Genomic DNA, 13,317 nt, shown 5'->3' with positions numbered 1-13,317 from the left:
CCGGTGCCGCCGCCCGACGACGGCGGCCCGGTGGCGGCTCAGTCCGGCCGCCCCGCGCGCGGCGGCCCGCTCTCGGCCCAGCGCTTCAGCAGGGCGGCCGCCGCGCCCGAGTCGACCGCCTCGGCGGCCCGGGGCAGCACGGCCGCCAGCCGCTCGACGACCGGCCGCTCGGAGGGCGTCAGCGCCGCCAGGCCGGCCGCCGCGGACAGCAGGACGGCGTCACGGACGGGGCCCTGCTCGCCGTCCAGGACGGCGTGGACCACGCCCGCGTTGTGGGCCGCGTCGCCGCCGCGCAGCGCGTCCGGGGCCGCCGTCGCGATCCCGAGCTCGCGCGGGTCGAGCCGCTCCTGCACGAACCGGCCGGTGGTCGCCGTCCAGACCGTCGAGGTGGTGGAGACGGACAGTTCGTCGAGGCCGTCGTCGCCCCGGAAGACCAGCGCGTCCACGCCCTGGCGGGCGAACACGGCGGCGATCAGCGGGCCCAGCCGGGGATCGGCGACGCCGACCGCCATGGCCGTGGGCGAGGCCGGGTTGGTCAGCGGGCCCAGCGCGTTGAACGCCGTCGGCACGCCCAACTCCTTGCGGGCGACGGCCGCGTGGCGGAACGCCGGGTGGAAGGCCGGGGCGAAGCAGAAGCCGATCCCGACCTCGCGCACCGAGCGGGCCACCTCCTCGGCCGAGAGCTCCAGCGCGATGCCGAGCCGCTCCAGCACGTCCGCCGAGCCGGAGGCGGAGGAGGCCGAACGGTTGCCGTGCTTGACCACCCGGGCCCCGGCGGCCGCCGCCACGATCGCGGCCATGGTGGACACGTTCACGGTCTTCGCGCCGTCCCCGCCGGTGCCGACGATGTCCAGTGTCGGCCCCGGCACGTCGACCCGCACCGTGTGCTCGCGCGCGGCCCGGACCAGCCCGTCGACCTCCTCGGCGGTCTCGCCCTTGGCCCGCAGCGCCACCAGGAACCCGGCCAGCTGCGCCGGTGCCGCCTCGCCGCGCATCACCCGGTCCATCGCCCAGGCGGTGTCGGCGGTGCTCAGGTCCGTCCCGCCGATCAGCGCCGTGAGCAGCTGCGGCCAGCTGCGCGATTCACCATTCCCTGTCACTGGTCACCCATTTCCGCTCGTCGGTTCCGATGTGCGTGCGGTCAGCGCCCGGCGCCGACCGCGAGGAAGTTCTCCAGCAGCTGCATGCCGCCGGTGGTGGTGATGCTCTCGGGGTGGAACTGCACCGACTCGATGGGCAGGCTGCGGTGCCGCATGCCCATGACGTAGCCGTCGTCGTCGGCGGTCGCGGTGAGTTCGAGGTCCTCGGGCAGCGGCTGGGTGACGATCAGGGAGTGGTACCTGGTCGCGGTGAGGCTGTTGCCGAGGCCGGCGAACAGGCCGCGCCCGTCGTGCGTCACGGTGCTGGTGCGCCCGTGCATCAGCCGGTCGGCGACCTGGACCCGCCCGCCGAACGCCAGGCCGATCGCCTGGTGGCCCAGGCACACGCCGAGCAGCGGGACCTTCCCGGCGAAGTGGTGGACGAGCTCGACGTGGCCGGAGGCCGCCGGGTGCCCGGGGCCGGGGCCGAGCACGACCGCGTCGGGCGCGGTCGCGGCCAGCTGCTCGGGGGTGCGGGTGTGCGAGCGGACCACCTCGGTGTCCGCGCCGAGCGCCCGCAGGTACTGGTCGATGATGTGGACGAAGCTGTCCCGCGCGTCCACCAGCAGAACCTTCACGCCGTCAACTCCTCACCCGTCAGCGCCCAGTAGGCGGCGCCCAGCTTCGCCAACGTCTCGTTCCACTCGCCCTCGGGGGTCGAGTCGGCGACGATCCCCGCGGAACTCTGCACGGAGTACACCGCGCCGTCGTGCGCGATCGTGCGGATGCACAGCGCCAGTTCGCTCCAGCCGCCGACGTCGATCAGGCCGACGGCACCGGCGTAGGCTCCGCGCGGCTCCCGCTCGATCTCGTGGATGATCTCCATGGCGCGCAGCTTCGGCGCGCCGGTCATGGTGCCGGCCGGGAAGGTCGCGCACAGCGACCGCCACACGTCGGCGTCCTCCTCCAACTCGGCGCTGACCGTGGACACCAGGTGGAAGACGTGCGAGAAGGTCTCCACCACCATCAGGTCGTCGGCCGTCAGGGTGTGCGGCTTGCAGACCCGGCTGATGTCGTTGCGGGAGAGGTCGACCAGCATGACGTGCTCGGCCTGCTCCTTGGTGCTCGCCAGCAGGGCCTTGATCCGCCGCTCGTTCTCCTCCTCGTCCTGGTCGCGACGGGTGGTGCCGGCGATCGGGCGCATCACGATCCGGCCGTCCTCGATCCGGAACAGCAGCTCGGGGCTGGCGCCGATCAGCGTGCCCTCGCCGTTCGGGAGCAGGTACATGTGCGGGGAGGGGTTGCGCGAGCGCAGCCGCCGGTAGACCTCGACCGGCGTCAGCGCGGTGCGGACGTCGATCCGGTGGCCGACCTGGATCTGGTAGATGTCGCCGACCCCGATGTGCTCCAGGCAGCGCCGGACCCAGCCGTGGAAGGTGTCGCGGTCCACGCTGTCGTGCACGGACTGCGGGCGGACGGCCGGCGGGCACGCGGCCTGCGGCTCCTGCCCGGCCGCTTCCCGGGCCGCGCCCGCGAGGTCGTGGCGGCCGTGCTCGCCGAAGGCCGGGCTGTCGGCGGTCCGCAGGACCGGCGCGCCGTCGGTGCCGTAGTGCACGCTGTCGCGGAACAGCGTCAGCACGGCGTCCGGGCGGGCCGGCGGCAGCGCCCGGGCGGGCAGGTCCTCCATGTGCCAGGCCGCGTCGTAGCCGAACCGGGCCAGGAAGCCGAAGTGGAAGCGGTCGCCGGGCAGGCCCGGCTCCAGGCCGAACAGGCCCTGCGCGCGCCGCAGGAACTCCCAGACGCGGGCCGGCTCGGGGGCCTCCAGCCGCGCGGGGGCGTCCGCGGCGGGGGTGAGGCCCGCCGCCTCGGCGGTCGCCCGCAGCACCGGGGCGAGCTCCGCGATCCCGTCGATCTCCAGGTACGAGCCGTACAGCCGGATCTCGGCGAGCGGGCCGCAGCCGAGCACCGCGGGCCCGCCCTGCCGGCCGGACTCGGTCAGGCTCTCCAGCAGGTACACCTGCTCCGCGCCGAGCCGGTCGCCCAGCCGCGTGTACAGCTCCAGCGGGTCGTGCGGCGGCAGCGGCTCGGTGCCGAGCCGGACGGCGAACGGAGGGTGCGATGGCGCGTCTGGCATCGGAATCCTCATCATGAATGGCCGGCTGGGTACGGCCGGTGAACCAATGGCCTCCAGTCAATCCGTTCGTCCCGGAAGGCGGTCAGACCAGTTCTCCGGTGCGGGAGCAGGCCAATTCGCGGACGCTTGACCTTCTTTCCGCGGCCGGGCTGCAATGAGCGGGCCAGCGATTTCCGTTCCCATCCGAGGGCCGTGATGAATCGAATTCCGCAGACCGGAGCACCTGCCGCCTGGCGTTCCCTGCCGGCGGCCCAGCAACCGCAGTGGCCGGACCAGGCGGCGCTGCGCGAGGTGGTCGCCGACCTGTCGGCCGCCCCGCCCCTGGTCCTCGCCGAGGAGTGCGACCGGCTGACCGACCGGATGGCCGCCGTCGCCGCCGGCGAGGCCTTCGTCCTCCAGGGCGGCGACTGCGCCGAGACCTTCGGCGGGCTCACCGCGGACGCGGTCACCGCCAAGCTGCGCACCCTGTTGCAGATGGCGGTGGTCCTGACCTACGCGAGCGGCGTCCCGGTCGTGAAGATCGGCCGGCTGGCCGGGCAGTACGCCAAGCCCCGCTCCCAGCCGGACGAGACCCGCGACGGCCTCAGCCTGCCCTCCTACCGGGGCGACGCGGTCAACGGCCCGGAGTTCACCGAGGCGGCCCGCCGCCCGGACCCGGCGCGGCTGCGGCGGATGTACGAGGCGTCGGCGGTCACCCTCAACCTGGTCCGCGGCTTCGCGGCCGGCGGCAGCGCCTCCCTCTACCAGGCCCACCAGTGGAACCGCGGCTTCCTGGAGGACTCCGCCGAGGCCCGCCGCTACGAGGAACTGGCCGACGGCGTGGACCGCGCACTGCGCTTCCTGCAAGCCTGCGGCTGCGACCCGGCCGGGCTGCTGGAGGCCGAGTTCTTCGCCAGCCACGAGGGACTGCTGCTGGACTACGAGCAGCCCCTCACCCGCACCGACCCGCGCACCGGGGCGCACTACGCCACCAGCGGGCACCTGCTCTGGGTCGGCGAGCGGACCAGGGGCCTGGACGACGCGCACATTGCGTACTTCGCCGGGATCCACAACCCGATCGCCGTCAAGCTCGGCCCCACGACCACCGCGGACGAGGTCCTCGGCTACGTCGACCGCCTCGACCCCGACCGCCGGCCCGGCCGGCTGACCTTCGTGGTGCGGATGGGCGCGGGCCGGGTGCGCGAACTGCTGCCGCCGCTGGTGGAGAAGGTCACGGCGGAGGGCGCCCGGGTCGCCTGGATCTGCGACCCGATGCACGGCAACACCGTCCAGACCGACGACGGCCGCAAGACCCGCCGCTTCGACGACATCCTGGGCGAGGTCGCCGGCTTCTTCGAGGTGCACCGGGAGCTGGGCACGCACGCCGGCGGCATCCACGTCGAACTCACCGGCGACGACGTCACGGAGTGCCTCGGCGGCGGCGACCAGGTCCGCGCCGAGGACCTGCACCAGCGCTACGAGACGGCCTGCGACCCACGGCTGAACCACCGCCAGTCCCTCGACCTCGCCTTCCGGGTGGCGGAGCTGATGAAGGCCTGAGAACCGCCCCGGGCCGCGGTTGGCCGGATCGGTGCGCGCCGATCCGGCCAACCGGCTTTTCCGCGCCGATTCCCCGTCGGTCACCCGGGGGCGCGGACGCCGATCGCAGTCCGTCAGGCGGCGTCTTTTGGGGAGAACTGAATATCGTTGACCCATTGACCGGGCCGTCCTTAGAGTGCCTTGCGATCCTGCGCCTATTCCTCTGGGGGGAGTGGAAACGGTGGGGTACCGACCTGGTTCCGGCATACGCCACGACGGCAGTTCCTCACCCGTGCCCCGGGTCGAGTACCGCATTCTCGGCCCGCTCGAAGCGCTCGTCGACGCCAGGCCGCTGAACCTCGGCGGGATCCGGCAGCAGACGGTGCTCGCCGCGCTGCTCCTCGACGTCAACCGGGTGGTCAGCGTGGACCGCCTGGTCCGCGCCCTCTACGAGGAGGCCCCGCCGGCCACCGCCCGCGCGCAGTTGCAGATCAGCGTCTCCGCCCTGCGCCGGCTGTTCGCCGTGCACGGCCTCTCCGACGTCATCACCACCCACCCGCAGGGCTACATGGTGAAGGCGGCGGACGCCCAGCTCGACCTGCTCCAGGCCCGCGACCTGGTCGGGAAGGCGCGGGCGCTGCGCGACCGGAAGGCGGCGGACCGCGACCGGACGGCGGAGGACCGCGACCGCAAGGCGGAGGCCGCCGCCCTCTTCCGGCAGGCGCTCGGACTGTGGCGCGGCGACCCCCTCGGCGGCCTGCCCAGCGAGGCGCTCCGGTCCGCCGCCGGCCAGCTCACCGAGCAGTGGGTCGGCGCCACCGAGGAGTGCGTCCAGCTCGAACTCGCACTCGGCCGGCACGGCGCGGCCGTCGGCGAACTCATCGGCCTGGTCGACGAGTTCCCGTTACGGGAGCGGCTGCGCGGCCAGCTGATGCTGGCGCTCTACCGCTCCGGGCGCCAGACCGAGGCGCTCCAGGTCTACCGCGACACCCGTCAGTGGATGATCGACGAACTCGGTGTCGAACCCGACCCCCGGCTTCAGCGGCTCGAACTCTCCATCCTCGCCGGCGACCCCCGGCTCGACCTGCCCGACGGCCGTCCGGCCGCCGCCCACGCCACCCCGGCCGCCGAGTCCGCCGCCGCGCCGCCCGTGGCCACCGCCGCCCCCGTCACCGTCCCGGAGATGCTCCCCGCCGACCTCGCCGACTTCACCGGCCGCGAGCACCTGCTCGCCGGCCTGCGCGAACGGCTGCTGCTCTCCTCCCACGACCAGTCCCGGCTCGCCGTCCCGATCGTCTCCGTCGTCGGCAAGGCCGGGGTCGGCAAGACCGCCGTGGCTGTCCACGCGGCCCACCAGATCGCCGCCGAGTTCCCCGGCGGGCAGCTCTTCGCCGACCTGCACGCCGGGGCCCCCGACACCGTCGGCCCGGCCCAGGTGCTGGAGCGCTTCCTGCGCGCCCTCGGCGTCAACGGCACCGCCATCCCCGACGGGCTGGAGGAGCGGGCCGAGATGTACCGGGCCCTGCTCGCCGAGCGCCGGGTGCTGATCGTCCTCGACAACGTCGCCACCGAGAGCCAGATCACCCCGCTGCTGCCGGGCAAGCCCACCTCGGCCGTGATCGTCACCAGCCGGCGGCACATCGGCAGCCTCGCCGGAGCCGTCCGGGTGGACGTCGACACCTTCGACCCCGACCAGTCCGCGGAACTGCTCGGCCGGATCGCCGGCCCCGCGCGGGTGGCGGCCGAACCGGAGGCGGCGAAGGCGCTGGCCGAACTCTGCGACCACCTGCCGCTGGCGCTGCGCATCGCCGGCGCCCGGCTCGCCGCCCGGCCGCACTGGGAGATCACCGAACTGGTGGAGCGGCTGGAGGACGGGACCCGCCGGCTCGACGAGCTCAAGTACGCCGACGTCGGCATCAGGGCCGGCCTCTCGCTCACCTACGAGAGCGTCAGCGAGGACGCCCGCCGGCTGCTGCGGCGGATCGCCCTGATCGACGAGGGGCCGTTCTCCACCTGGGTCGGCATGGCGCTGCTCGACCTGCCCGAGTACCAGGTCCAGGACCTGATCGACGAACTCTCCGACGCCCAGCTGCTGGACGCCGTCGGCACCGCGCCCGGACGCCACACCCAGTACCGGCTGCACAACCTGGTCCGGGTCTTCGCGCGCGAACGCCTCGTCGACGAGGAGAGCGTCGAGGAGCGGGAGTCCGCACTGGCCCGGGTGATCGGCTGCTTCCTCTACCTGCTGATCGAGGCGAGGCAGCGCGAGTACGGCCGCGACGTGCTGATCCGCGGCCGCGGCACCGCCCTGCACCCGCTGCCCGCCCGGACGGTGGACCGGCTGCTGGCCGAGCCGCTGCGGTGGTTCGCCCGGGAGCGGCCCATGCTCGTGCCCCGGGTCAGACAGGCGGCCATGATGGGCCTCACCGCGCACTGCTGGGAACTCGCCGTCACCGCCGTGACGTTCCTGGAGACCCACGGCCGGCTCGACGACTGGCGCGACACCCACGAACTCGCCCTCGCGGCCGCCCGCAAGGGTGGCGACCGGCTCGGCCAGGCCGCCGCACTGCACTCCCTCGGCTCGCTCGCGCTGACCCGGCAGAACTTCGCCGCCGCCGAGGAGCGCTTCCGCCAGGCCGCCGGGATCTTCACCGACCTCGGCGACGACCTCGGCTCCGCCCTCACCGCCCGCGGCCTCGGCTACCTCGCCCGGGTGGACGGCCGGATCGACGAGGCGACCGCCCACTACCAGGCCGCCCTCACCGTCCTGCGGGCGAGCGGCGGCTCCGTCGCCGTCGCCTACGTGCTGCACAACCTGGCCCAGCTCAAACTGGGCGAGGGCGACGAGGAGGGCGCCGGAGAGCTCCTCGACGAGGCGTTGCGGCTGAGCCGGGAGGGCCGCGGCCGGCGGGTCGAGGCCCAGGTGCTGCACCGGATGGGCCAGAGCCACCTGGAACGCGGCGGCTACGACCGGGCCCTGGAGGCCTTCTCCCGCGCCCTCGACGTCGTCCGGCTGATCGGCGACCACACCGGCGAGATCTACGCCCTGCACGGCATCGGGGCGGCCCGCCACCGGCTCGGCGAGAGCGGCGAGGCCGCCCACGCCCTGCACCGCGCCCTGCTCCTCGCGGAGGGCTCCAACGAGCGGCTGATCATGGGCCGGATCCTCGTCACCCTCGGTGAGTTGGCGCTCGGCACCGGGGAGGCCGACCTGGCGGTCCAGCACCTGCGGCGGGCCCGGCTGGTGTTCCGCCTCATGCGGACCCCCGCCGAGGAGGCCCGCACGCTCGACCTGCTGCGCTCCGCCCGGCTGGCCGCCGGCGACCCGGAGCCCCCCGCAGGCCCGGGTCCACCTTCCTAGTCGGCGATGAAGGCCACCGCGTAGTGGTTCAGCGAGAGGGTGAGGCTCACCCGGTGCCCCGACTCGCCGTCGGAGACCCGGAAGGTGGCCGCCACCTCGGGGTGCACGGTGAACAGGCCGAGCCCGCTGAAGTACCGGTCGACGTCGAACACCAGCCGGTAGAGGCCGCGCCCGCCGTCCGTCCCGCCCCACTCCTCGATCCGGCCGCTCGCGTCCGTTCTGCGCTCGACCACCGGCACCCACTCGTTGTCGACCAGCGACTCCAGTCTCGCGTCGAGGCCGACGGCGGTGCGCCCGTGGACGCTGTCCAGCGCTTCGACGATGACCCTCGCCATCAGCCCACCCGCCCCGGGCGCGGTAACCGGGCCGGCGGACGTTCCTCGGACGGGATATCTCGCATGAAAACCACTCCTTGCCTCAGTACACGATGCATTGGGAAAAGGGCGCGTCAAGCCTATTGTCAGGGGTCCCGCTATCGGCCCGCCATCGAATGATTATTTGTTCGAAAAGTCTTGACGGGCAGTGATTCCGGACCAGTAAAGTCACCGCTGCCAGCCACAATCCTCCGCCGCCGCACACCGCGACCTCCCGTCCGGTCGCCCGTCCGGCGGCGTTCCCGAAAGAGGCGGAAAATCCATGTCTCCGAAATCCGTCCCCACCGCACGGCGGCTCCGGGTATTCGACTCGACACTGCGCGACGGCGAACAGGCCCCGGGCAACGCGATGAACCCCGACCAGAAACTGGAGCTGGCCCTCGCCATCGAGGCGACCGGCGTGGACACCATCGAGGCCGGCTTCCCCAGCTCCTCACCGCGTGACTTCGAGGCGACCAGACTGATCGCGGGCGCGCTCACCACCGCCAAGGTGGCGACTCTCAACCGGGCCGTCCGCGCGGACATCGAGCTGGCCGCCGAGGCCGGCGGCGTCGAGCGCCACCAGGTCCAGATCATGGCCACCGGCAGCGACGTCCACCTGGAGCACAAGCGCGGCCTCACCCGGGCCGAGGGCCTGCACGAGATCATCGACAGCATCCGGTTCGCCCGCGAGCTGGGCTTCACCGACATCACGCTCGGCATCGAGGACGCGAGCCGGGGCAGCGACGACCTGCTGCGCCCGATGATCGAGGCCGGCATCGAGGAGGGCGCAGGCACGGTGGCGCTCGCCGACACCACCGGCTGCCTGATCCCGGCCGAGTTCGGCGCCCAGGTGGCGCGGGTCCGCTCCTGGATCCCGGACCACATCATCCTGTCCACCCACTGCCACCAGGACCTCGGGCTCTCCCTCGCCAACGCCCTGGCCGGCGTCGAGGCGGGCGCGGACGAGGTGCAGGCCACCATCGCCGGCATCGGCGAGCGCGCGGGCAACACCCCGCTGGAGGAACTGGCGGCGGTACTGCTCTACAAGGGCGAGCAGCTCGGCCTGACCAGCCGGCTGCGCACCGAGAAGTTCTACGAGGCCTACCAGCTGCTGGCCCGGATCATCGGAATGTCGACGCCGCGCAACAAGGCGATATTCGGGGAGAACGCCTTCGCCACCCAGGCCGGAATCCACCAGGCCGGAATGCTGCGCAATCCGGTGACCTACGAATACGTCGAGCCGCACAGCTTCGGCCGGGAGCGCGGAATTCTCATCGGCCGGCACTCCGGGCGCAATGTGGTCCGCAACCTGTTCGACCAGATGGGAATCGGCGCCGAGCGCGACCTGCTCGACGAGATCTACGAGACCTACATCGCGGGCCGCGCCGACGGCACCTGCATCGAACTGGGCGAGCTGCGCGAGATCATCGCCGAGCGCCTGGAGCGCACCAGCGAGATGGCGGTGGCCAGCTGATGGGCGGCACCGAGCGCAACCTGATCGAGAAGGTCTGGCAGAGCCACGTCGTCGACCAGGCACCGGGCGAGCCCGACCTGCTCTACATCGACCTGCACCTGCTCCACGAGGCGAGTTCCCCGCAGGCCTTCGACGGCCTCCAGCTGGCCGGCCGCCGGGTCCGCCGGCCCGACCTCGCGCTCGCCCTCGAGGACCACAACGTGCCCACCAACACGCTGCTGGTCAAGGACGCGATGGGCAGCGCCCAGCTGGAGCGCCTGCGCGAGAACTGCGAGGAGCAGGGGATCGAGCTGTTCTCGCTCGGCGACGACCGGCAGGGCATCGTGCACGTGGTGGCGCCCGAACTGGGCTTCGTGCGCCCCGGCATGACCGTGGTGTGCGGTGACAGCCACACCTCCACGCACGGCGCCTTCGGGGCGCTCGCCTTCGGCGTCGGCACCAGCGACGTCGAGCACGTGCTCGCCACCCAGACGCTGGCGCTCCAGCGCCCCCGGACGATGTCCGTCGAGTTCGTCGGCGAGCCGCCGGCCGACGTCACGCCGAAGGACCTGATCCTCGCGCTGATCGCGCACATCGGCGCCAACGGCGCCAACGGCTACGCGATCGAGTACCGCGGCAAGGCCGTCGAGAACCTCTCCATGGAGGGGCGGATGACGGTCTGCAACATGAGCATCGAGGCGGGCGCCCGCGCCGGCCTGATCGCCCCCGACGACACCACGCTCGCCTACCTGCGCGAGCGCTGGGACCCGGCCGCTGAGGCCGACTGGGACGAGGCCGTCCGCTACTGGCAGTCCCTGCGCACCGACGAGGGCGCCGCCTTCGACCGCGTGGTCGAACTGGACGTCACCGGGCTCAAGCCCTTCGTCACCTGGGGCACCAACCCCGGCCAGGCCGTCCCGCTGGACGCCGCGGTGCCGGCGCCCGAGACCTTCGCGACCCCCGCCGAGCAGCAGGCCGCGCGCCGCGCCCTGGAGTACATGGGCCTCGAACCGGACGTCGCCCTGCGGGACGTCGAGATCAACACGGTCTTCCTCGGCTCCTGCACCAACGGCCGGATCGAGGACCTGCGGGCCGCGGCCGACGTGCTGCGCGGCCGCAAGGTCTCCGACCGGATCACCATGCTCGTCGTCCCCGGCTCGATGGCCGTCCGGGCCCAGGCCGAGGAGGAGGGCCTGGACCAGGTCTTCCTCGACGCGGGCGCGCAGTGGCGGCTCTCCGGCTGCTCGATGTGCATGGGCATCAACGCCGACCGCCTCCAGGGCATCCAGCGGGTCGCGTCCACCTCCAACCGCAACTACGAGGGCCGGCAGGGCACCCACGCCCGCACCCACCTGGTCTCGCCCGTCGTCGCCGCCGCCACCGCCGTGGTCGGCCGCCTGGCCGCGCCGACCGAGCTGTGACCGCGCCCGCCGGGCACACCCGCCCGACCCGCCCGACCCGTTCCACCCGACCGGCCTGTTCGACCCGTTCGACCGACCGCAGCCAGACCGACCAGCAGGGGGCAGAGGCATGAGGGAGCCGCTCACGGCGCACACCGGACAGGCCGTGGCCCTGTCCCGGGACGACGTCGACACCGACCAGATCATCCCGGCCGAGTTCTGCAAGCGGCTGACCAAGACCGGCTACGCCGACACCCTGTTCGGGCACTGGCGCAAGGAGCCCGGGTTCGTCCTGAACCAGCCGCAGCACCAGGACGCGAGCGTCCTGGTGGCGGGCCACAACTTCGGCACCGGCAGCTCCCGCGAGCACGCCGTGTGGGCCCTGCGCGACTGGGGTTTCCGGGCCGTCATCGCCACCAGCTTCGGCGACATCTTCCTGCGCAACGCGCTGAAGAACGGCCTGCTGGCCGTCGCCCTGCCGGTGCCCGTCGTCGCCGACCTCGCCGAACGCGCCCAGGCCGACCCGAAGTTCGAGATCACCGTCGACCTGGAGCAGCTGACCGTCGGCACCGACCTCGGGACCTGGGAGTTCGAGGCCGACCACCGCGCCCGCTGGCTGCTGCTCAACGGCCTCGACGACATCGACGTCACCCTGCGCAAGGCCGACGCGATCGCCGCCTTCGAGCAGGGCCGCCCGGCCTGGATGACCAGCATCACCCGCGGCGCCTTCTCCTCCCCGGACACCGCGAAGCAGCGCCGGGCCTCCTGACGACCGCACCCCCCGGCGCAGCTCCCAGGGCCGCGCGGCGGTGACCCTGCCCGACGCCCCCGGCCCGGCCGACCCGACCCACAACCGGCCGGCCCCACCCCAGAAACGGTGAGAGACCCATGACCAAGACAGTGACCGTCATCCCCGGTGACGGCATCGGCCCCGAGGTGACCAAGGAGGCCCTGGAGACCATCGAGTCGCTGGGCCTGGACCTCGCGGTCGACGTGCTCGACCACGTCAACGCCGACACCTACCTGCGGACCGGGGTCTCCCTGTCCGACGAGGACTTCGAGCGGATCAAGGCGAGCGACTCGGTGCTCTTCGGCGCCATCGGCGACCCCCGCGTGAAGACCTCGGACTACGGCCGCGGCGTCCTGCTGCGCCTGCGCTTCGACCTCGACCTGTACGTCAACCACCGCCCGGCCACCCTGCTCCAGGAGCGGCTGAGCCCGCTGCGCGACGCCCGGACCCGCGCCATCGACGCCGTGATCGTCCGGGAGAACACCGAGGGCCTCTACACCGACATCGGCGGTGTGCTGCGCGGGAACACCGTGCACGAGATGGCCGTCGACGCGGACGTCAGCACCTACATGGGCGTCTCGCGGGTGATGGAGTACGCGTACTCGATCGCCGAGCGCGGCGTCTGCATGGTCGACAAGTCCAACGCCGTCCGGCACGGCGGCCAGGTGTGGCAGCGGGTGTTCCGCGAGGCCGCCGCGAAGCACCCCGCCATCAGCTCCACCCACCTCTACGTCGACGCCGCCGCGATGAAGCTGATCTCCGACCCGTCACAGTTCGACGTGATCGTCACCAACAACTCGTACGGCGACATCCTCAGCGACCTGGCGGCCATGCTGGCCGGCGGCCTGGGCAACGCGGCCTCGGCCAACATCAACCCGGACACCGGGTTCGGCCTCTACGAGCCGGTGCACGGCAGCGCGCCCGACATCGCCGGCCAGGGCATCGGCAACCCCTTCGGCGCCATCCTCAGCTCCGCGCTGATGCTGGAGCGCCTGGGCTGGGCCGCCGAGGCGAAGGCGATCCAGCTGGCCGTCGGCACGGCCGTGGCCGAGGGCGCCTGCACGCCGGACCTCGGCGGCTCCCTCACCACCGAGCAGGTCGGCGCCGCGGTCAGGGCGGCCCTCGCGGCGGCCTGACGGCATGGGGCCGCCCCCCCCCCCCCCCCCCCCCCCCCCCGCGGCCCCCCCCCCCCCCCCCCCCCCCGCGCGCCCCCCCCCCCCCCCCCC

At 73.2% G+C, this 13,317-nt stretch carries 10 protein-coding genes; 6 read left to right on the top strand and 4 right to left on the bottom strand.

Features of this window, described 5'->3' with window-relative positions:
• Window positions 1-38: 38 nt before the first annotated feature.
• The 3 genes from trpD to AB0O82_RS19160 are packed head-to-tail and all read right to left on the bottom strand — an operon-like array spanning window position 39 to window position 3,213.
• Complete coding sequence (trpD, locus tag AB0O82_RS19170; protein WP_363585090.1) at window positions 39-1,100, bottom strand: anthranilate phosphoribosyltransferase; 1,062 nt, start codon at window positions 1,098-1,100, stop codon at window positions 39-41.
• A 41-nt stretch (window positions 1,101-1,141) separates the two neighbouring features.
• Window positions 1,142-1,717, bottom strand: coding sequence for an aminodeoxychorismate/anthranilate synthase component II (locus tag AB0O82_RS19165; RefSeq protein WP_063349726.1), 576 nt, complete (start codon window positions 1,715-1,717; stop codon window positions 1,142-1,144).
• Window positions 1,714-3,213 carry an anthranilate synthase component I family protein gene (locus tag AB0O82_RS19160; protein ID WP_363585088.1) on the bottom strand — a complete coding sequence of 500 codons (1,500 nt, stop codon included), beginning with the start codon at window positions 3,211-3,213 and terminating at the stop codon, window positions 1,714-1,716. The genes AB0O82_RS19165 and AB0O82_RS19160 overlap by 4 nt, the downstream gene beginning before the upstream one ends.
• A 195-nt stretch (window positions 3,214-3,408) precedes the next feature.
• Here AB0O82_RS19160 and AB0O82_RS19155 point away from each other — a divergent pair, with 195 nt between their 5' ends.
• Both AB0O82_RS19155 and AB0O82_RS19150 read left to right on the top strand, forming a co-directional pair.
• Window positions 3,409-4,752: a class II 3-deoxy-7-phosphoheptulonate synthase gene (locus AB0O82_RS19155; protein WP_063351485.1), complete on the top strand. Its 1,344-nt coding sequence runs from the start codon at window positions 3,409-3,411 to the stop codon at window positions 4,750-4,752.
• 220 nt (window positions 4,753-4,972) lie between these two features.
• The gene (locus AB0O82_RS19150) at window positions 4,973-8,092 is read left to right on the top strand and encodes a BTAD domain-containing putative transcriptional regulator (RefSeq protein WP_363585086.1); all 3,120 of its coding nucleotides are present in this window, start codon (window positions 4,973-4,975) and stop codon (window positions 8,090-8,092) included.
• Here AB0O82_RS19150 and AB0O82_RS19145 read toward each other — a convergent pair.
• Window positions 8,089-8,427 (bottom strand): hydroxyisourate hydrolase, encoded by a 339-nt coding sequence (locus AB0O82_RS19145; RefSeq protein ID WP_363585084.1) that lies wholly within the window; start codon window positions 8,425-8,427, stop codon window positions 8,089-8,091. The genes AB0O82_RS19150 and AB0O82_RS19145 overlap by 4 nt on opposite strands.
• Window positions 8,428-8,728: 301 nt before the next feature.
• Here AB0O82_RS19145 and AB0O82_RS19140 point away from each other — a divergent pair, with 301 nt between their 5' ends.
• The 4 genes from AB0O82_RS19140 to AB0O82_RS19125 all read left to right on the top strand — a co-directional run bounded on the left by AB0O82_RS19140 (window position 8,729) and on the right by AB0O82_RS19125 (window position 13,227).
• Entirely contained in the window at window positions 8,729-9,922 is a 1,194-nt protein-coding gene (locus tag AB0O82_RS19140) for a pyruvate carboxyltransferase (RefSeq protein WP_363585082.1), read from the top strand.
• Window positions 9,922-11,322, top strand: coding sequence for a 3-isopropylmalate dehydratase large subunit (leuC, locus tag AB0O82_RS19135; protein ID WP_363585081.1), 1,401 nt, complete (start codon window positions 9,922-9,924; stop codon window positions 11,320-11,322). The genes AB0O82_RS19140 and leuC overlap by 1 nt, the downstream gene beginning before the upstream one ends.
• 109 nt (window positions 11,323-11,431) lie before the next feature.
• Window positions 11,432-12,070: a 3-isopropylmalate dehydratase small subunit gene (gene leuD, locus AB0O82_RS19130; RefSeq protein ID WP_363585079.1), complete on the top strand. Its 639-nt coding sequence runs from the start codon at window positions 11,432-11,434 to the stop codon at window positions 12,068-12,070.
• Between the two features lie 119 nt (window positions 12,071-12,189).
• Window positions 12,190-13,227 carry an isocitrate/isopropylmalate family dehydrogenase gene (locus AB0O82_RS19125; RefSeq protein ID WP_363585077.1) on the top strand — a complete coding sequence of 346 codons (1,038 nt, stop codon included), beginning with the start codon at window positions 12,190-12,192 and terminating at the stop codon, window positions 13,225-13,227.
• Window positions 13,228-13,317 lie beyond the last annotated feature (90 nt).

The sequence above is a fragment of the Kitasatospora sp. NPDC088264 genome (assembly GCF_040685715.1).
Classification (GTDB): domain Bacteria; phylum Actinomycetota; class Actinomycetes; order Streptomycetales; family Streptomycetaceae; genus Kitasatospora.
The sequence above is the reverse complement of the archived record's forward strand: the minus strand, read 5'-3'. Positions and strand labels throughout refer to the sequence as shown.